The organism is Aquibium pacificum, assembly GCF_040839445.1.
Classification (GTDB): Bacteria; Pseudomonadota; Alphaproteobacteria; order Rhizobiales; family Rhizobiaceae; genus Aquibium; species Aquibium pacificus.
The window spans coordinates 534461-552676 of the sequence record NZ_JBDPGJ010000005.1 but is presented as its reverse complement, the minus strand read 5'-3'; the positions used below and the strand labels follow the sequence as shown (position 1 = coordinate 552676).

The 18216-nt window shown below is 64.1% G+C and carries 18 protein-coding genes; 2 read left to right on the top strand and 16 right to left on the bottom strand.

What is annotated here, in order from left to right:
- Positions 1–5: 5 nt before the first annotated feature.
- From ABGN05_RS23125 to ABGN05_RS23085, 9 genes are all read right to left on the bottom strand, one after another.
- Positions 6–218, bottom strand: a complete 213-nt coding sequence (locus ABGN05_RS23125) for a DUF4287 domain-containing protein (RefSeq protein WP_367956404.1) — start codon at positions 216–218, stop codon at positions 6–8.
- Positions 215–1771 carry a formate dehydrogenase beta subunit gene (locus ABGN05_RS23120; RefSeq protein ID WP_367956403.1) on the bottom strand — a complete coding sequence of 519 codons (1557 nt, stop codon included), beginning with the start codon at positions 1769–1771 and terminating at the stop codon, positions 215–217. The genes ABGN05_RS23125 and ABGN05_RS23120 overlap by 4 nt, the downstream gene beginning before the upstream one ends.
- Complete coding sequence (locus ABGN05_RS23115) at positions 1768–2241, bottom strand: formate dehydrogenase subunit gamma (RefSeq protein WP_367956402.1); 474 nt, start codon at positions 2239–2241, stop codon at positions 1768–1770. Before ABGN05_RS23115 ends, ABGN05_RS23120 begins: the two co-directional genes overlap by 4 nt.
- A gap of 237 nt (positions 2242–2478) precedes the next feature.
- Positions 2479–3390 carry a LysR family transcriptional regulator gene (locus ABGN05_RS23110; RefSeq protein WP_367956401.1) on the bottom strand — a complete coding sequence of 304 codons (912 nt, stop codon included), beginning with the start codon at positions 3388–3390 and terminating at the stop codon, positions 2479–2481.
- 154 nt (positions 3391–3544) lie between these two features.
- Positions 3545–3847, bottom strand: a complete 303-nt coding sequence (gene hbs, locus ABGN05_RS23105; protein WP_367956467.1) for a non-specific DNA-binding protein Hbs — start codon at positions 3845–3847, stop codon at positions 3545–3547.
- A 164-nt stretch (positions 3848–4011) separates the two neighbouring features.
- Positions 4012–6426, bottom strand: a complete 2415-nt coding sequence (gene lon / locus ABGN05_RS23100) for an endopeptidase La (RefSeq protein ID WP_367956400.1) — start codon at positions 6424–6426, stop codon at positions 4012–4014.
- A gap of 376 nt (positions 6427–6802) precedes the next feature.
- Positions 6803–8077, bottom strand: a complete 1275-nt coding sequence (gene clpX, locus ABGN05_RS23095; RefSeq protein ID WP_367956399.1) for an ATP-dependent Clp protease ATP-binding subunit ClpX — start codon at positions 8075–8077, stop codon at positions 6803–6805.
- Between the two features lie 299 nt (positions 8078–8376).
- The gene (locus ABGN05_RS23090) at positions 8377–9009 is read right to left on the bottom strand and encodes an ATP-dependent Clp protease proteolytic subunit (protein WP_367956398.1); all 633 of its coding nucleotides are present in this window, start codon (positions 9007–9009) and stop codon (positions 8377–8379) included.
- 140 nt (positions 9010–9149) lie between these two features.
- Complete coding sequence (locus tag ABGN05_RS23085; protein ID WP_367956397.1) at positions 9150–10253, bottom strand: NAD(P)/FAD-dependent oxidoreductase; 1104 nt, start codon at positions 10251–10253, stop codon at positions 9150–9152.
- Positions 10254–10352: 99 nt separating this feature from the next.
- Here ABGN05_RS23085 and ABGN05_RS23080 point away from each other — a divergent pair, with 99 nt between their 5' ends.
- Entirely contained in the window at positions 10353–11606 is a 1254-nt protein-coding gene (locus tag ABGN05_RS23080) for a cytochrome P450 (RefSeq protein WP_367956396.1), read from the top strand.
- Between the two features lie 508 nt (positions 11607–12114).
- Here ABGN05_RS23080 and ABGN05_RS23075 read toward each other — a convergent pair.
- The 3 genes from ABGN05_RS23075 to ABGN05_RS23065 all read right to left on the bottom strand — a co-directional run bounded on the left by ABGN05_RS23075 (position 12115) and on the right by ABGN05_RS23065 (position 14431).
- On the bottom strand, positions 12115–12459 hold the full coding sequence (locus tag ABGN05_RS23075; RefSeq protein WP_367956395.1) for a cupin domain-containing protein: 345 nt from the start codon (positions 12457–12459) through the stop codon (positions 12115–12117).
- A 5-nt stretch (positions 12460–12464) separates the two neighbouring features.
- Positions 12465–13748: an O-acetylhomoserine aminocarboxypropyltransferase gene (locus ABGN05_RS23070; protein WP_367956394.1), complete on the bottom strand. Its 1284-nt coding sequence runs from the start codon at positions 13746–13748 to the stop codon at positions 12465–12467.
- 167 nt (positions 13749–13915) lie between these two features.
- Positions 13916–14431, bottom strand: coding sequence for a NuoB/complex I 20 kDa subunit family protein (locus tag ABGN05_RS23065; protein ID WP_367956393.1), 516 nt, complete (start codon positions 14429–14431; stop codon positions 13916–13918).
- Positions 14432–14526: 95 nt separating this feature from the next.
- Between ABGN05_RS23065 and ABGN05_RS23060 the strand changes: the two genes are divergently transcribed.
- The gene (locus ABGN05_RS23060) at positions 14527–15423 is read left to right on the top strand and encodes a helix-turn-helix domain-containing protein (protein WP_367956392.1); all 897 of its coding nucleotides are present in this window, start codon (positions 14527–14529) and stop codon (positions 15421–15423) included.
- A 36-nt stretch (positions 15424–15459) separates the two neighbouring features.
- Here the strand turns inward: ABGN05_RS23060 and ABGN05_RS23055 are convergent, their stop codons facing one another.
- The 4 genes from ABGN05_RS23055 to ABGN05_RS23040 form a co-directional block, all read right to left on the bottom strand.
- Positions 15460–15981: a CoA-binding protein gene (locus ABGN05_RS23055; RefSeq protein ID WP_367956391.1), complete on the bottom strand. Its 522-nt coding sequence runs from the start codon at positions 15979–15981 to the stop codon at positions 15460–15462.
- Between the two features lie 27 nt (positions 15982–16008).
- On the bottom strand, positions 16009–16821 hold the full coding sequence (locus ABGN05_RS23050) for a hypothetical protein (protein ID WP_367956390.1): 813 nt from the start codon (positions 16819–16821) through the stop codon (positions 16009–16011).
- A 67-nt stretch (positions 16822–16888) separates the two neighbouring features.
- The gene (locus ABGN05_RS23045; protein WP_367956466.1) at positions 16889–17314 is read right to left on the bottom strand and encodes a VOC family protein; all 426 of its coding nucleotides are present in this window, start codon (positions 17312–17314) and stop codon (positions 16889–16891) included.
- Positions 17314–18135 carry an enoyl-CoA hydratase gene (locus tag ABGN05_RS23040; protein WP_367956389.1) on the bottom strand — a complete coding sequence of 274 codons (822 nt, stop codon included), beginning with the start codon at positions 18133–18135 and terminating at the stop codon, positions 17314–17316. The genes ABGN05_RS23045 and ABGN05_RS23040 overlap by 1 nt, the downstream gene beginning before the upstream one ends.
- Positions 18136–18216: the final 81 nt, after the last annotated feature.

The following is an 18216-nucleotide window of genomic DNA, read 5'->3' as shown; positions in this document are numbered from 1 at the left end:
TGCTCCTAGCCGTCCTGCTTGCTTGCCAGCGTATGCGCGACGAGCGCGTTGGCGTGGCCGTGTCCAAGACCGTGCTCGGCTTTCAGCCAGTTCACGATCTCCATGTGCTTCATGCCCGGCTTCGACTGGATCAACTTCGCCCAGTGCTCGATCGGATGACCGTAGGTCTTCTCGATCGACGGAAAGTAGGAGGCGGGATCCTTGATCTTCTCGGTCATTCAGCGGCCTCCGCGACAGGCCGCGGCGCGAAGTCCTGCGGGAAGTGGTTGATCGCGCTCATGACCGGATACGGAGTAAAACCCCCGAGCGCGCAAAGCGATCCGAACTTCATCGTGTTGCAGAGGTCCGTGACGAGCGCGAGGTTCTTCTCGGGCTGGATGCCCGAAGCAATCTTGTCGATGGTCTCGACGCCGCGCTGGGAACCGATGCGACAGGGCGTGCACTTGCCGCAGCTTTCGATGGCGCAGAACTCCATGGCGAAGCGCGCCTGCTTCAGCATGTCGGCCGTATCGTCGAACACCGTGATGCCGGCATGGCCGATCAAACCGTCCTTCGCCGCGAAGGCCTCGTAGTCGAAGGGCGTGTCGAACATCGAAGGCGGGAAATAGGCGCCGAGCGGACCGCCCACCTGGACGGCCTTTACCGGCCGGCCCGACGCGGTGCCGCCGCCGATGTCGTTCACGATCTCGCCCAGCGTCATGCCGAAGGCGGCCTCGAAGAGACCGCCGTACTTCACGTTGCCGGCGATCTGGATCGGGATGGTGCCGCGCGAACGGCCGAGACCGAAATCCCTGTAGAAGGCCGGGCCCTTGTCGAGAATGACCGGGACGGAGGCGAGCGATATGACGTTGTTGACCACCGTCGGCTTGCCGAACAGGCCTTGCAGCGCCGGCAGCGGCGGTTTGGCACGCACGACGCCGCGCTTACCTTCGAGCGAATTCAAGAGCGAGGTCTCCTCGCCGCAGACATAGGCGCCGGCGCCGACCCGCACTTCCATGTCGAACATGTTCGGTGAGCCGAGCACGTTCCAGCCGAGCATCCCCGCCTCGCGCGCGATCTCGATCGCGCGGCGCATCACGCTGACAGCGTGGGGATATTCGGAGCGGATGTAGACGTAGCCCTTCGTCGCGCCGACCGCGATGCCGGCGATCGCCATGCCCTCGATCAGCACGAAGGGGTCGCCTTCCATGATCATGCGGTCGGCGAAGGTGCCCGAATCGCCCTCGTCGGCATTGCAGACGATGTACTTGTTGGCGGCTTTGGCGTCGTGGACGGTCTGCCACTTGATGCCGGTCGGGAAGCCCGCTCCGCCGCGGCCGCGCAGGCCGGATTCCGTCACCGTCTTCACCACGTCGAGCGGTGCGACCGCCAGCGCCTTCCTGAGGCCGGCAAGGCCGCCGTGGGCTTCATAGTCCGCCAGCGACAGCGGATCGGTGATGCCGCAACGGGCGAAGGTGAGCCGCGTCTGCCGGGCCAGGAACGGGAGGTCCTCGGGCCGGCCGAGCCGCTTCGGGTGCGCAGCGCCGGAAAGGAAATCCGCCGCGAAGAGCGATGCAACGTCGCTCGGCCTGACGGGACCATAGGCGATGCGTCCCGCATCGGTTTCAACCTCTACCATCGGCTCGAGGAAATAGGCGCCGCGCGACCCGTTTCGCACGATCGTCGCTTCGATGCCGCGCACTTGAAGCTCCGCCGCCATCGCCTTCGCGACCTTGTCCGCGCCAAGCGCAAGCGCACCGGAATCGCCGGGGATGTAGATGGTACGGGTCACGAGCGGACCTCCGCGGCGATCTCATCCACCATGTCGGCATCGAGGCGCCCGATCACCGCGCCGTCCAGCATGGCCGCGGGCGCGCAGGCGCAAAGGCCGAGGCAGTAGACCGGCTCGAGGGTTACCGAACCGTCGGCCGCCGTTTCGTGAAAGCCGATACCGAGAGCGGATTTGACCATCGCCGCCACCTGGTCCGAGCCCATCGACTGGCAAGCTTCCGCCTGGCAGAGTTTCAGGACGTGCCGGCCGGCGGGATGCTTTCGGAAGTCGTGATAGAAAGTCGCGACCCCGTGGACTTCCGCGCGGGAGAGATTGAGTTTCTCGGCGATGATCGGAAGGGCTTCGCTGGGAACGTAGCCGAACTCTTCCTGTATCCCAAGCAGGATCGGAAGCAGCGGTCCCTCAAGGGCCGAATGCGCCTCGACGATTTCCGTCGTGCGGGGCTCGATCTGGGTACCTTGCGTCTGCATCGAGCAGCGCCCTCCCGTCCATGATCTTGAATGATCTATCATGAACGCAAAGGAGTCCCGGAATCAATAAAGCCGATCCGTCGGTCGATAGGAAGTTTCTATCGAATCTCCCTTGCACGTCAGCGTCGGCGTCGCGCGCGGCCAAGGCTATCTGCTCTGCCAGCCCCCGCAGCCTCGTTCATTCGGCCGAACGAATCGGCCGCCGTAGCCTGAAGCGGGCCGGGTTGACACGGCGCCTCAGAGCTTCGATGGAGCCATGGGTCCGAGATCGGCCGCGAGCCGACGCGCCTGTTCGAGGAATGCGGCAACCAGCGGCGTATGCGGCTCCCGCCGCGCCACCACAAGACCGACCAGATGGCTCGCGTCCGGCTCGACGATGGGGATAGCCCGGATCGGCTCGACGAAGCCGAAAGTCTCGGCCAGGTTCATCGGCATGATCGACGACCACTTGCCGGTGCGGATGTGGGAGAAGAGCACGATCATCGAATTGGACTCCAGCGTCGGCCTCGCCGTTGCCCCGGCTTCGGCGAGATGCAGATCGATGATGCGCCGGTTCTGCATGTCCGGCGTCAGCAGGCATAGCGGCAGTTCCGCGACCTCGGCCCAGCTGATCCTCGGCCGATCCGAATAGGGGTTACCGGCGGCGGTGATCAGGTGGTAGCGCTCCGAGTAGAGCGGTACCGACACGACGTTGCCCAGCGGCTCATTGTCGAGGTAGGTTATGCCCGCGTCGATATCGAGATTTCCGAGCATGGACAGGACCTCGATCGAGGTCCGCGACAGCACGGAAAACGATACCCCGGGGTGCTTTTCGCGAAATGGAGTCGTCAGCATTGGCGTCATGGCGAGCGCGGTGGGGATCGCCGCAATCTTGAGGCGGCCCGAAAGCCCGAATCGCGCGGCCCGCATCTCCTCTCGCATCGTGCGCGCGTCGCTGGTGATGCGCTGCGCCCAGGCCAGCACCTGCTCGCCTTCAGGCGTCAGCCCCTGGAAGCGGGAGCCCCGCCTAACCAGCATGACGCCCAGAATGTCCTCGAGCTGCTTGATGGCGGCCGAAAGCGTCGGCTGCGTGACACCCAGTTCCTCGGCGGCGCGCCCGAAATGCTGGGTCTTCGCCAGCACTATGAAGGATTCGAGCTTGTCGATCATGTTCTATCCGCTCGCGCATCGGACCGCGCGATCGGCGGCATGGCAGCGCGAGCGGGAAGGTTCGCGGCGAGCCGTTGGCCGAGCAAACGGCACTCTCCGCCGCGAACAGGGAGGGGGTCCGGTGTCGTCCGGCCCTCCAAACCCGTCGGAATGGTCAGTTGACGGCGTCCTTGAGGCCCTTGCCGGCCGAAAACTTCGGCACGTTGCGGGCAGGAATCTGAACAGGAGCGCCGGTCTGCGGGTTGCGACCCGTGGAAGCCTCGCGCTTGGACACCTCGAAATTGCCGAACCCGACCAGACGGACGTCGCCGCCCTTCTTGAGTTCGCCGGTGATCACCGAAAAAACAGCTTCCACAGCAGACTGAGCGTCGCTCTTGGAAAGTTTGGCCGCCTCCGCCACAGCCGATACGAGTTCGTTCTTGTTCATGAAATCCTCATATTGTTTAATAGACCGCATTCTTGCGACTCCACGGTCGCGGCGGGACTCTAGTGACATCGCGCGCGACAACCAAGCCGCAAATGGGCGAAAACCCCGGAATCCTGCGGTTTTTTTGCCCCGATGAATGGAAAAGGCCGGGCGCTTGGCCCGGCCTTCATTAGCAGTCACATCGGGCAGCCGGCTCAGTGAGCCAGGGAAGCAGCTCCTGCCTCCTCACCCGCCGGCTTCTTGGCCGCCTCGATGGGCTCGACCCACTCGATCGGCTCAGGCATGCGCAGCAATGCATGCTGCAGAACCTCGCCGACCCGGCTGACCGGGATGATCTCCAGGCCGCTCTTCACGTTCTCGGGGATATCCGCCAGATCCTTGGCGTTCTCCTCGGGGATCAGCACCTTCTTGATGCCGCCGCGAAGGGCCGCGAGAAGCTTTTCCTTCAGCCCGCCGATCGGCAGAACGCGACCGCGCAGCGTGATCTCGCCCGTCATCGCCACATCCTTGTGCACGGGGATCCCGGTCAGGATGGATACGATGGCGGTGACCATCGCCACACCCGCGGACGGACCGTCCTTGGGTGTCGCGCCCTCCGGCACGTGCACGTGGATGTCGCGCTTGTCGAAGAGCGGCGGTTCCACGCCGAAGTCGATCGCCCGCGAGCGGACATAGGATGCCGCCGCCGAGATGGACTCCTTCATGACGTCCTTCAGGTTGCCCGTGACGGTCATCTTGCCCTTGCCGGGCATCATGACACCCTCGATCGTCAGCAGTTCGCCGCCGACCTCGGTCCATGCAAGCCCGGTGACGACGCCGAGCTGATCCTCGCCCTCGACCTGACCGAAGCGGAACCGCGGCACGCCGAGGTAGTCGGACAGATTGTCCTGCGTGATGTCGACGGATTCCTTCTTCGTCCTCAGGATCTCGGTCACGGCCTTGCGCGCGAGCTTCATCAGTTCGCGCTCCAGGCTGCGTACGCCGGCTTCCCGCGTGTAGGTCTGGATGATCGCCCGGATCGCCTCGTCCGCCACCGAGAACTCGCCGTCCTTCAGCGCATGGTCGCGGATAGCCTTCGGCATCAGATGCCGCTTGGCGATCTCGACCTTCTCATCCTCCGTGTAGCCGGCAATACGGATGATCTCCATGCGGTCCATCAGGGCCGGCGGGATGTTCAGCGTATTGGCCGTCGTCACGAACATGACGCTCGACAGATCGTACTCAACCTCAAGATAGTGGTCCATGAAGGTCGAGTTCTGCTCCGGATCCAGCACCTCCAGCAGGGCCGAGGACGGATCGCCGCGGAAATCCATGCCCATCTTGTCGATCTCGTCGAGCAGGAAGAGCGGGTTGGACTTCTTGGCCTTCTTCATCGACTGGATGACCTTGCCGGGCATCGAGCCGATATAGGTGCGGCGGTGACCGCGGATCTCGGCCTCGTCGCGCACGCCACCGAGCGCCATGCGTACGAACTCGCGTCCGGTTGCCTTGGCGATCGACTTGCCGAGCGAGGTCTTGCCGACGCCGGGAGGCCCTACCAGGCACAAGATCGGCCCCTTGAGCTTCTTCTGCCGGCTCTGAACCGCCAGGTACTCGACGATCCGTTCCTTGACCTTGTCGAGGCCGAAATGATCGGTATCGAGCACGTCCTGTGCGAAATTGAGGTCCTGCTTGACCTTCGAGTTCTTGCCCCACGGTATCGACAGCAGCCAATCCAGGTAGTTGCGCACCACCGTGGATTCGGCCGACATCGGCGACATGGACCGCAGCTTCTTCAACTCGGCATTGGCCTTGTCACGGGCCTCCTTGGAGAGCTTGGTCTTCTTGATGCGCTCCTCGAGTTCGGCTGCCTCGTCGCGGCCGTCCTCGCCCTCGCCGAGTTCCTTCTGGATCGCCTTCATCTGCTCGTTGAGGTAGTACTCGCGCTGGGTCTTCTCCATCTGGCGCTTGACGCGCGAGCGGATGCGCTTCTCCACCTGCAGCACCGAGATCTCGGCCTCCATGAAGCCCATGGCCTTCTCGAGCCGCTCCCGAACGGAGAGCGTGGCAAGCATTTCCTGCTTCTCGGGAATCTTGATCGCCAGGTGTGAGGCGATCGTGTCGGCGAGCTTGGAATAGTCCTCGATCTGCCCGGCCGCACCGACGACCTCAGGCGAGATCTTCTTGTTCAGCTTCACATAGTTCTCGAAGTCGGAGACGACCGAACGCGCGAGCGCCTCGATCTCGACCTCCTCCTCCTCCGGCTCGGGAAGCGCATCGGCATGGACCTCGTGGAAGTCTGCCCGGTCGGTGAAGGACGAGATGCGCGCACGGGAGGTTCCTTCAACGAGCACCTTCACGGTGCCGTCGGGAAGCTTCAGAAGCTGGAGGACGTTCGCCAGCGTGCCGACGTCGTAGATTGCGTTCGGCTCCGGGTCGTCGTCCGAAGCGTTCATCTGGGTGGCGAGCAGGATCTGCTTGTCGGCCCCCATCACCTCTTCGAGCGCCTTGATCGACTTCTCGCGACCCACGAAAAGCGGCACGATCATGTGCGGGAAGACGACGATATCGCGCAGCGGGAGGACTGCGTAGACGCCGTTCGACGAGGTTGGTCGAGTTGTCTTGGACATTGTCTTGCCTTTCACTTCACGGCCGCCATGAGCCAACCGCGAATCTCATTGTAGCCCCGGTGTTGCTCCACGCCTATCCACGAGTTGGGAGTGCTCGACAGCACGTGAAGATCGACCGGTCCGATAATCGTTAATTGGCGTCGCATCCGACAAAGATCAAGTGCCCGCGCCGGCCGGGAAAGGGCGCCGTGCGGATGCCCTCGGCAGGCCTCGCGCCCTGCGTCAGGAAGGCTGGACGCCGCATCCGGAGACTGTAGCGGAACCGGGTAGCGACGAGGATCAGGATCGCGATAGCGCCGCTGACCGCGACGCAATCTGCACTCGGACGAACGGCACGCTTCGCCGCCGGAAAGGAACGTCAGTCGCGGGACCCGCTTCAGGCGACGCTGCCCTTTTCCTTCTTCGATTCGGAATAGATGTAGAGCGGCCGGGCCTTGCCGGTCACCACATCGTCCGAGATCACGACCTCCTGGACACCTTCCAGCGCCGGGAGCTCGAACATCGTGTCCAGCAGGATCGCCTCCATGATGGAACGCAGCCCGCGAGCGCCGGTCTTGCGCTCGATGGCGCGCTTGGCGATCGCCGTGAGCGCGGTCTCGTGGAAAGTGAGTTCCACGTTCTCCATCTCGAACATGCGCTGATACTGCTTGACCAGGGCGTTCTTCGGCTCGGTCAGAATCTGGATCAGCGCTGGCTCGTCGAGGTCCTCGAGCGTCGCCAGAACCGGGAGGCGGCCGACGAACTCGGGGATGAGGCCGAACTTCAGGAGATCCTCCGGCTCAACGAGACGGAACACCTCGCCGCTGCGCCGGTCTTCCGGAGAGGAAACCGTCGCGCCGAAGCCGATGGAGGTCTTGCGGCCGCGATCGGAGATGATCTTGTCGAGGCCCGCGAAGGCGCCGCCGCATATGAACAGGATGTTGGCGGTGTCCACCTGCAGGAACTCCTGCTGCGGATGCTTGCGACCGCCCTGCGGCGGCACGGAGGCAACGGTACCTTCCATGATCTTCAGCAATGCCTGCTGGACGCCCTCGCCCGACACGTCGCGGGTGATCGAGGGATTGTCCGACTTGCGCGAGATCTTGTCGATCTCGTCGATGTAGACGATGCCGCGCTGGGCGCGCTCGACATTGTAGTCGGCCGACTGCAGCAGCTTGAGGATGATGTTCTCGACGTCCTCGCCGACATAGCCGGCCTCCGTCAGCGTCGTGGCGTCGGCCATCGTGAAGGGCACGTCGATGATGCGGGCGAGCGTCTGGGCGAGCAGCGTCTTGCCGCAGCCGGTCGGTCCGATCAGAAGGATGTTCGACTTGGCGAGTTCCACGTCGTTGTTCTTCGACGCATGCGCGAGCCGCTTGTAGTGATTGTGGACCGCGACCGACAGGACACGCTTGGCGTAGGGCTGGCCGATGACGTAGTCGTCGAGGACCTTGAGGATTTCCTGCGGAGTGGGAACTCCCTCGCGGGACTTCACCATCGAGGTCTTGTTCTCCTCGCGGATGATATCCATGCAGAGTTCGACGCATTCGTCGCAGATGAATACGGTCGGACCGGCGATCAGCTTGCGAACCTCGTGCTGGCTCTTGCCGCAGAAGGAGCAGTAGAGCGTATTCTTGGAGTCGCCGCCGCCGCTGTTGCCGATTTTGCTCATGCCTTCCAGTCCTTTCAGTCCCTGCCGGCCGGTTGCCCGACTTCAGGGCTTAGCCGTCCGACGGTCAAGCGTGCCGCCTCCTGATCCTGCATGCAGGCCCCGGCACCTTCGAACGATACACAAAACACGAGGCGCAGCAACGATTCGCCAAAACAGGCCGAGGCTATCCCCCGGGAACTCAACATAGGCTTAACGTAGGCCGCTGCCAGCCCCGTGGGAACACCTATATGTGACAGAAATGCCGCAGAATGTTTCAAAAATGCGGCATCGCGCGTGGATGGCCCCAATGCCGCGGAAGATCAGGTCGCCGGCGCTGCCTCGATCGCCTGGCGCGTCGAGATCACCTTGTCGATCAGTCCGAATTCCCGCGCCTCTTCGGACGTCATGAAATGATCGCGGTCGAGCGTCCGCTCGATGACCTCGTAGTCCTGCCCGGTGTGCTTGACGTAGACCTCGTTGAGGCGTCGCTTCAGCTTGATGATGTCCTGGGCGTGGCGCTCGATGTCGGAGGCCTGTCCCGAGAAGCCGCCCGACGGCTGGTGAACCATGATGCGCGCGTTCGGCGTGGCGAAACGCATGTCCTTGTGGCCGGCGCACAGAAGCAGCGAACCCATGGACGCGGCCTGGCCGACGCACAACGTCGACACCGCCGGCTTGATGAACTCCATCGTGTCGTAGATCGCCATGCCGCTCGTCACCACGCCGCCAGGCGAGTTGATGTAGAGCGAGATCTCCTTCTTCGGGTTCTCGGCCTCGAGGAACAGAAGCTGGGCGCACACGAGCGTCGCCATGCCGTCCTCGATCGGCCCGGTAATGAAGATGATGCGCTCCTTGAGCAGCCGGGAGAAGATGTCATAGGCCCGCTCGCCCCGGTTCGTCTGCTCGACAACCATCGGAACGAGGTTCATCGCGGTTTCGACGGGATCTCTCATTGGACGTTTCCTTCGTGGGAGCGATTCGGGCGCATGAAACTGCGGAATCGGCAAGTGACTTGTTCGCGCTAGATAAGGCGCCGCATCCCGCTCGCGCAAGGGCGAGCGAAACATTGCTGACGCCAAAGCGGGCGGATGGTTTACCCGGCCTCGGCTCGGAGCCAGGCAAGCAGCCCCGGAAGGTCGGGTCGATCGACATGTGTCGCCACACGCCGCCCCACCGCCGCGCCGAACTTGTAGCCGTGCCCCGAGCAGGCCGAGACGATCAGGCACTTTCCGCGCTCGTCCGCGAAGAAGCGCTCGTCGGCGGTGAAGGTGTAGGCGCAGGTGACGACATTCTCCACCCTATATTCGTCGAGCCGCACCATGGGAGGCGAAAACAGATCGCGGATGGCGTCGCCCTCGCCCGGTTCGGGTACACGGCGTGCATCGGCGTCCGCGGAGGCAAACTTGTGCAGGCCCGAACCGAACTTCAGCCCGCCCTCGCCCGACGGCGGAATGATGTAGCCGTCGGTCTGGCCGCCGACGTCGAGGATGACCGGCGCCGTCCGCCATTCTTCCTTCAGGTCGGCGGGCGGTTTGAGATAGACGACGGCAGTGCGGTAGGTCTTGAGGTCGGAGACGAGGTCGGGGAAGAGCTTCGTCACCCAGGCGCCGGCGGTGACCACCACCCAGTCGGCCGACAGTTTTTCTCCCGCGCCGGTGGTGACGGTTCCCGCGACCGGATCGACGGCGCTAACGCGGGTGTTTTCGAGAACGGTGGCGCCGTGCGTCCTCAGCCAGGCGGCAAGCCCGGATGCGATGCGCCGGCAGTGCAGCGCGCCGCCCTCGGGCGAGAAATAGGCGTAGCGGATTGTGGCGGCGTCGAGGAACGTCCAGCGCCCCGCCGCCTCTTCGGGCGAGAACATCTCGAAGCGAAAGCCGCCCGCCTTCAGTCCCTCCAGATAGTCCTCTGCCTCATCGCCGGCTTCGCGTGACACGCAAAGGAAGCCGCGCGGGTCGAGGTGACTCTCACCGAGATCCGCCCACATCTCGTCCCAGGCCTCGTAGGCCTCGGTAATCGCACGGCCGTAGCCGGTGCCGGACGGATAGGCGCGGCGGATGATCCTGTGGTGATCCCCCGACGCGGCGAGCGGATTGGGGATGCTAACCTGCTCGATCAGGGTCACCTCGTGCCCCCGCTTCGTCAGCGACCAGGCGGTGGAAAGGCCGGCAATGCCGGCACCGACGACGATGATGTTCAATGGTGCGTATCCGTTCCGTTTCGCGAAAGGCTGCCGAAGGCGCCGGATCATGACACTACGGACTGGCGCGGTAGGAACAAGCCGCACTAATCTGCGGGCATGAGTCCAGTCTTAGACGCCCCTTCCTATCTCTCGCTCGACGCTCGAAGCCGCCAGACAAGCCTGGACCCGCATACCGCGGCGTTCGTACAGGATCCCTACCGTGCCTACGCCTTCCTCCACGCCCACGCTCCGACCTTCTTCTGGCAGGAGTACGGTTTCTGGTGCTTCGCCGGTCATGACGACGTCAACCGTCTCCTGCGCGACCGGCGTTTCGGGCGCGAGAAGCCGGAGGGCGCGGCGGAGGACGGCTATGCCGGCCCGCGCGATCACCTCGTCGATTTCGATGCCTTCTCCTCCCATTCGATGCTGGAGCTGGAACCGCCCGCGCATACGCGCCTTCGCACGCTGGTAAACCGTGCCTTCGTCTCGCGGCAGGTGGAACGGCTGCGGCCGATGATCGAGAGCCTGTCCCACGCCCTGGTCGACAGCATAGAGGTCGACGGCGAGGCCGATCTTCTTCCCACGTTCGCCACGCCGGTGCCGATCACCGTGATTGCCGAGATGCTCGGCGTTCCCGCCAGCATGAACGACCAACTGCTCCACTGGTCTCACGACATGGTCGCCATGCACATGTTCGGCCGTACCCGCGAGGTCGAGGTGCGCGCCAACACAGCGGCGCGCGAATTCGCCGATTTCCTCACCGGCTATGTCGAGGAGCGGCGCAAGACACCCGGAGACGACCTGCTCTCCGTGTTGATCGCGGCGCGGGACGGCGGCGACAGGCTGTCGGATGCCGAGCTGACGGCGTCGGCCATCCAGCTCCTGAACGCGGGCCACGAGGCGACGGTCCACCAGATCGGCAACGCCATCCGCGCGATCCTGCACCAGGGCGGCGACCCGCGCCGCTTTTTCGCCGGGCCGGGAGCTGCGGCGGCGACCGTCGAGGAATGCATCCGCCACGACGCGCCGCTGCACATGTTCCGTCGCTACACCTATCAGACGGTCGAGATCGAACCCGGTGTCACGGTCCGGCCGGGCGAGCAGATCGGGCTGCTGCTGGGCGCCGCCAATCGCGATCCTCGAGCCTATTCCGAGCCCGACCGATTCGATCCCGGGCGCATCGACCAGAAGAACGTCTCCTTCGGCGCCGGCATCCACTTCTGCATCGGCGCGCCGCTCGCGAGGCTGGAGATGGAAGTGGCGCTGTCGGTCCTGTTCGACCGGCTTCCGGGTCTTCGTCTCGCCCAGGAGCCGGCTTATCGGGCCACCTACCATTTCCACGGGCTGGAGAAGCTCGATTGCCGCTGGTAAGCCGCAAAAGCAAGGAAAGCACTGAGATCGCTCCCAGTGCCTCCCTGTCCAGATCGGTTCCCTGGCCCCGCGCGGGCCTCCAAAGAAGCGCCGCCCGAATCGGGTTTCCGATGCTGAGGGTCCCGAAGAACGCTGGTCCGCTAGGAATTCGCGATTTCCGGCACCTCGCCCGCTTTCCCCGAAAAGGTTCCGCAGGCGCGCCATCGAAGGACTTGACCGGCCTTCATGGCAGCATCGGCTTCGCCTTCCGCGTTCCAGACCGCGTCGGCGTATCCGTCGGACCCTGGTTGCCGCGTCGCGACGGGCGGACCCGCCACGAACCGGCTTCCGGTACGGCCCCAGGCTTTGCTCCTTGGCTGGTTCCCGCGGTCCCTGCGAGGCCTCCGAGCGCCTGAGATGCCCTTACGTTAGGACCGTCATCGTCACGCCGCAATCCGCGGCGGGCTGTGGAAAGCGGGGAATGCGTGGATGGCCAACGACAGATTTCCACAGGCCGGAGATCCCGTCCTCAAAGACGGATCACATACTCCTTGCGCGTGGTCTCCAGAACCTCCCAAGTGCCCTTGAAACCCGGACGGATCACGAAGGCGTCGCCGGCCGACACCGTCCGCGTCTCGCCATCGTCTCCGGCGATCACAGAGCGGCCCGAAAGGATGTGGCAGAACTCCCACTCGTCATACTCGATGCGCCATTTGCCGGGCGAGGCCTCCCATATCCCGGCATAGACACGGCCCTCCGCCTCCTCCACGTTCCAGGTCCGGAAGCGTGGATCGCCGGAGATCACCCGGTCCGCCGCAGGAGTGCCCTCCTCCGGCTCCACACCAGTGGTATCGACGGAAACCAGCAGTCCCACGGATGTCAGGCCTTCGCGAGCGCCTGTTCGAGATCGGCCATGATGTCCTCGACCTCCTCGATGCCGACCGACAGGCGGATGACGTCCGGTCCGGCGCCTGCCGCGATCTTCTGCTCGTCGGAAAGCTGACGGTGCGTGGTCGAGGCCGGGTGGATGATCAGCGAGCGGACGTCGCCGATGTTGGCCAGATGCGAGAAGAGCTCGACCCCCTCGACAACCTTCACGCCGGCATCGAAGCCGCCCTTCAGCCCGAAGGTGAAGACGGCGCCCGCGCCTTTCGGCGAATACTTCTTCATGAGCGCATGGTTCGGGTCCGAGGCGAGGCCAGGATAGGAAACCCAGGACACTTTGGGGTGCTGCGACAGCCAATCCGCCACCTTCAGAGCGTTGTCGCAGTGGCGCCGCATCCGCAGCGACAGCGTCTCGATACCCTGCAGGATGAGGAAGGCGTTGAACGGCGAGATCGCCGGTCCGAAGTCGCGCAGGCCGAGCACCCGGCAGGCGATGGCGAAGGCGAAGTTGCCGAATGTCTCGTGCAGCACCATCCCGGCATATTCCGGCCGCGGCTGCGACAGCATGGGATAGTGGCCGCTCTTCGACCAGTCGAACGTGCCGCCGTCGACGATGGCGCCGCCCATGGAGTTGCCGTGGCCGCCGAGGAACTTGGTCAGCGAATGCACCACGATGTCGGCGCCGTGCTCGATCGGCCGCAGCAGGTAGGGCGAAGCCATGGTGTTGTCGACGACGAACGGCAGTCCGTGCCGGCGCGCGATCTCGCCGATCGGCTCCAGATCCACGAAGATGCCGCCCGGATTGGCGAGGCTCTCGACGAAGATCGCCCGCGTCTTGTCGTCGATCTGGCTTTCGATGGTGGAGAGATCGTCGACGTCGGCCCAGCGCACCTGCCAGTCGAAATTCTTGAAGGCGTGGCCGAACTGGTTGATCGAGCCGCCGTAGAGCTTCTTGGCCGAGATGAAGTTCGCCCCCGGCTGCATCAGCGTGTGGAAGACCAGGAGTTGCGCGGCATGGCCCGAAGCGGTCGCCAGCGCGGCCGTGCCGCCTTCGAGCGCCGCGACCCGCTCTTCCAGCACCGCCTGGGTCGGGTTCATGATGCGCGTATAGATGTTGCCGAAGGCCTTCAGCCCGAACAGCGAAGCGGCATGATCGACGTCGTCGAAGACATAGGCCGTCGTCTGGTAGATCGGCGTCGCCCGCGCGCCGGTGGCGGGGTCAGGCTGCGCGCCGGCATGGATGGCGAGCGTGTCGAAGCCGGGTGTGCGCTGGGTCATGTCCGTATCCTCCCTCGAATTCTTCACCGGCATTCATGGCAAAGGCCGCGGCAAAGCGCAAAGGAGATTGTTACTGAAATTGGCTGGCGTGAGGAATCCCTTTCCAGCCTCAACCGATCGACGAAGACGACGCATTCCTTGCGCCGGAACGTGGGCACATCCCCGCCTCAACGCTCGATGGTGGTGTTCCGCCTGATCTTTTTTTGCAGGAGAAGCACGGCGTAGAGCAGGGCCTCGGCGGTGGGCGGACACCCGGGCACGTAGATGTCGACGGGAACGATGCGGTCGCAGCCGCGCACCACCGAATAGGAATAGTGATAGTAGCCACCACCGTTGGCGCAGCTTCCCATCGATATGACGTAGCGCGGCTCGGCCATCTGGTCATAGACCTTGCGCAGTGCGGGAGCCATCTTGTTGGTCAGCGTACCGGCGATGATCATCAGGTCGGCCTGCCGCGGCGTCCCAGGCAGTGCCATGCCGAAGCGCTCGAAATCGTAGCGTGGGCCGAACATCTGCATCATCTCGACCGCGCAGCAGGCGAGACCGAAGGCAAGCTGATGGAGGGACCCCGTGCGCGCCCATCCGATGAGGTCCTGAGTGCTGGTCACGAAATATCCCTTGTCGGCCAGGGTCTCCGAGAAATCGGCGCGGGGATCGTGTGTTAGCGGGTTCTCATCGAGCATCGCGGCGTCGCCTTGCATTGGCATCCATGCGGGAGCGATGATTGTGCGATGATCGACGGGAACGGTATTGAAGCGAAACGACGCCGGACGATCGGATGCCGATGACGCGAGCCGAGACGACACCCGAGGCGCGAAGTGCCTCGCTTCTCCTGCCTCGTCCCTCGCTCGCAACCTGTGTCGTGCTGGGGATCGTGCGCGACACCCGCGGGCGGACACTCGCGCACGGGGACCGGTTCAATCACTTCCCCCTTTCGCCCTATTGCTCGCTGACCTGGCACTTCGAGGGACGGCTGCATCTGGTGAAGACCGATGCCGAAGCGAAGGCGCCGGAGACCGGAGCCCCGCTGCCCAGGCTGATGGTCTCCGGACCCGGCAGCGGACCGGTGACGACCTGGAGCGCCGGCCCGGTGTTCGTCCTCACGGTGAGCTTCTACCCCGACGTCTGGGAAGCCCTGACCGGAACGAGCGTCTTGCCGCTGTTCGACAAGCATGTCGCGGGCGAGAACGTGTTGCCGCCCGACGTCGTCGAGACGTTGCTTCCGGTGTTTCGGGAAGGAAGCGCCGAGCAGAGATTTGCACGCTTCGAGGAGCAAATTGCGCCACGGTGGGCACATCGGCGGCCGAAAGGCGGGGTGTCTCCCTTCTGGATGCGTGACTGGGCGACAGCATTGGCGGCGCGCGCGGCGCTGTCGAGTACGGGCCGCAGCCTGCGGCAGCTGCAGAGGCGCGTCAAACACCAGACGGGACGCACCCAGCGCGAACTCGCGCTGCTGGTGCGCAACGAGGAACTGTTCGCGCGGGTGATGTCGGACGAGCCGGGTACCGCACCGGACCATGCCGGTCTGGCCGTCGATGCTGGCTTCGCGGACCAGGCGCACATGATACGCGAAGTGCGTCGGATGACGGGAATGCCACCTGCGAGGATTCTCCGGCTCATCGCAACCGAAGAGAGCTACTGGCCATACAGACTGCTCGGGATGCGTTACGGCTGATCCCACCCCGCGGGCGGGGTTCGACAGCGACGAAATCTACCTCTGCCTGATGCCGAAGCTCTGGAATCCCTGGCGCATGACGGGCTTCTTCGACGAGATGAGGCGGCTGTTCACGCCGTTCCAGCCGATCTCGCCCGAAAGACGACCGTATTCGATCTTGGGGCAGCGGTTCATGACCACTTTGATGCCCACGGCTTCCGCCTTGGCCGCCGCTTCGTCGTTGCGCACGCCGAGTTGCATCCAGATCACCTTGGGAAGCGGGGCCAGCGCGAGTGTCTCGTCGACTATCGCAGGGACGGCATCGGAGGCACGGAATACGTCGACCATGTCGATCGGCTCGGGGACCTCGGCAAGTCTCGCATAGGTCATGCGGCCGAGCATCTCCCTGCCGGCATGGCCCGGATTGATCGGGAAGACCGTGTAGCCCTTGTCGATCAGGTACTTGGTGACGAAGTGCGAAGGCCGCACATCGTTGGCCGAGGCGCCGACGATCGCGATTGTCTTCACGTCGTGAAGAATGCCGGAGATGTAGCTGTTTTCGTACGCGTCGTGGTTCATGCGCCCGGTTTGCAGCACCGCAGGCGATCAATCAAGCCGTATCGCGATGGCCGACACTCTCCATTCGCCGCCGCGCTGCTCGAAGCAAAGGTGGGAATTGAGATAGGGCGCGAAATGGCTGGCGTGCGGGCTGTAGGACGTGCGGAAGAAGATCGTATCGCCGCGCGGGTCGAGAATTCCCAGCCAGCCGCCCGAGCGTTTCTGGCCCGGCGATATGGGCACCATCTGATAGGGTTTGGGCCAGTTGATCCCGGCCAGGCCCTCCGCCCCACCGCTATCCACGACGGCAGCGATCGCCCATTCGCGGCGGTCAAGGGTTCGCAATTTGCCGTCAAGGGCAATCCAGTCCGGCCAGGAAATCCTGCCGTAGCTTGCCGTGCAGATGCGTCCGCCCAGCCATTCCGTACGCCCGACTGTCGGCTCGGCGGCGAGTCCCGCGAGCGCACGCATGTCGTAGCGTCTGTTTACGACGGGATCGATGCTTTCGCTCTCGCGCGACAGTCGCCCGGCCATTTCGAGCGCCCTTCGGGCCGGATGCAGGCCGAGCGACACGAACTCCTCGTTGTATGGCAGTCCGCCCTGCCCCACATAGAACTCAACCTCGTCCGCTAGGAATGGCAGCATGGCATCCGGATCGAGCAGCCTGCCAGCGGGTGAGGCGACGAGTGTCTCGCCGGCTTCGATCAGCGCGGTTCTGAACGCGGTCAGACCGGCATCGGCGGAATAGCTGTCGTCGGTTTCGAGCACGATCTCGGGATAGAGTAGCGTGGCATCCTGTGCCGAAACCCCGGCATCCGAGGCGAGCAACAGGACAAGCGCCGCGGCCAGACGCGTGGCCATGGTCGATATCTCCGCCGTCCCTTCATCGACAACAGACTGGACGATAGCGGCGAGAATCCGGCGACTGTCAGCCGGGCAGCGAGATCGTTCCGTCGTCCGCGATCGTAAAGGCAGGATTGTGCGCCACTTCCCATAGATGCCCATCGGGATCGGCGAAGTAACCGTACCAGCCGCCCCAGAAGGCGCGGCCGGCTTCGCGGACGATCCGCCCTCCGGCCTTCGCGGCAGCATCGAGGACGGCGTCTACTTCCTCGTCGGAGCGTGTGTTGTAGGCGAGCGCGACGCCGCGAAAGCCGGAACCCGCCTCGTCCACGCCGGCGTCGGTGGCCAGTTCCTTTCGGGGCCAGAGCCCGAGAATGATCCCGCCCATCTGGAAAAAGGCGACACCCTCGGTGACCTTCGGATTGCGGACGAGGCACATCGCCTCATAGAAGGCAACGGCACGATCGAGATCGACTACGCCGAGTGTGACGATGGAGATGCGGGGCTCCATCAGTGCCCCGACCATTCGGGCTTTCGTTTCGCGATGAAGGCGTCGATCCCTTCCCGCGCGTCATGCGCCATCATGTTGTCCACCATCACCCGAGACGCGTGTTCGTAGGCTCCGGCGAGTCCCATCTCGGCTTGGGTATAGAAGGCTTCCTTACCCATGCGCAGTGCCAAAGACGATTTGGCGGCAATCGTTCGGGCATATTTCTGAACGACCTGATCGAGGTATTCAGACGGGACGACGCGGTTTATCAGCCCGTATTCCCGGGCCGCGGTGGCATCGATCATCTCCCCGGTCAGAAGCATTTCCATCGCATGTTTGGCCTTCACCTTGCGCGAAAGCGCGACGGAAGGTGTCGTGCAGAACAGGCCGACATCGATACCGTTGACGCCAAACCTCGACCGGTCCGTCGCAATCGCCAGGTCGCAGCTTGCAACGAGCTGGCACCCGGCCGCCGTTGCAATGCCGTCGACGGCGGCGATGACGGGCTTCGGCAGACGCACGATCGACTGCATGAGCCTCGAACACACGGCGAACGTGTGCTCGAAGAAGCTTCGGCCACCATCGGGGTCGGTCCTGTGGGAAGTCATCTCCTTAAGGTCGTGCCCCCCGGAAAACAGTTTACCGGCCGCGGCGATCACCACCACGCGGACGGCATCGTCGCCTTTCGCGCGGTCGAGTTCCGCCTGCAGCGCATCCATGGTGACAAGCGAAAGCGCATTCGCGGGCGGGTTCGACAGGGTCAGCGTGAGCACGCCGCCCGAAAGGTCCGCAATCACCGGCCCGTCAGCTTCCGGGCGCTTCATTGCTACCACCTCAGCCATGGAAATCTCCTCGTGAACGCCGTCCGGCTGGCCCAAGAGAACTAACACGGACCGCCTTGAAGAACAGCCGGGAAATGGCGA

Coding starts and splice junctions, on each gene's coding strand:
- ABGN05_RS23125 (WP_367956404.1), bottom strand. CDS start 218: ATGACCGAGAAGATCAAGGATCCCGCCTCCTACTTTCCGTCGATCGAG.
- ABGN05_RS23115 (WP_367956402.1), bottom strand. CDS start 2,241: ATGCAGACGCAAGGTACCCAGATCGAGCCCCGCACGACGGAAATCGTC.
- ABGN05_RS23110 (WP_367956401.1), bottom strand. CDS start 3,390: ATGATCGACAAGCTCGAATCCTTCATAGTGCTGGCGAAGACCCAGCAT.
- hbs (WP_367956467.1), bottom strand. CDS start 3,847: ATGCGGTCTATTAAACAATATGAGGATTTCATGAACAAGAACGAACTC.
- lon (WP_367956400.1), bottom strand. CDS start 6,426: ATGTCCAAGACAACTCGACCAACCTCGTCGAACGGCGTCTACGCAGTC.
- clpX (WP_367956399.1), bottom strand. CDS start 8,077: ATGAGCAAAATCGGCAACAGCGGCGGCGGCGACTCCAAGAATACGCTC.
- ABGN05_RS23090 (WP_367956398.1), bottom strand. CDS start 9,009: ATGAGAGATCCCGTCGAAACCGCGATGAACCTCGTTCCGATGGTTGTC.
- ABGN05_RS23080 (WP_367956396.1), top strand. CDS start 10,353: ATGAGTCCAGTCTTAGACGCCCCTTCCTATCTCTCGCTCGACGCTCGA.
- ABGN05_RS23070 (WP_367956394.1), bottom strand. CDS start 13,748: ATGACCCAGCGCACACCCGGCTTCGACACGCTCGCCATCCATGCCGGC.
- ABGN05_RS23065 (WP_367956393.1), bottom strand. CDS start 14,431: ATGCTCGATGAGAACCCGCTAACACACGATCCCCGCGCCGATTTCTCG.
- ABGN05_RS23060 (WP_367956392.1), top strand. CDS start 14,527: ATGCCGATGACGCGAGCCGAGACGACACCCGAGGCGCGAAGTGCCTCG.
- ABGN05_RS23055 (WP_367956391.1), bottom strand. CDS start 15,981: ATGAACCACGACGCGTACGAAAACAGCTACATCTCCGGCATTCTTCAC.
- ABGN05_RS23050 (WP_367956390.1), bottom strand. CDS start 16,821: ATGGCCACGCGTCTGGCCGCGGCGCTTGTCCTGTTGCTCGCCTCGGAT.
- ABGN05_RS23045 (WP_367956466.1), bottom strand. CDS start 17,314: ATGGAGCCCCGCATCTCCATCGTCACACTCGGCGTAGTCGATCTCGAT.
- ABGN05_RS23040 (WP_367956389.1), bottom strand. CDS start 18,135: ATGGCTGAGGTGGTAGCAATGAAGCGCCCGGAAGCTGACGGGCCGGTG.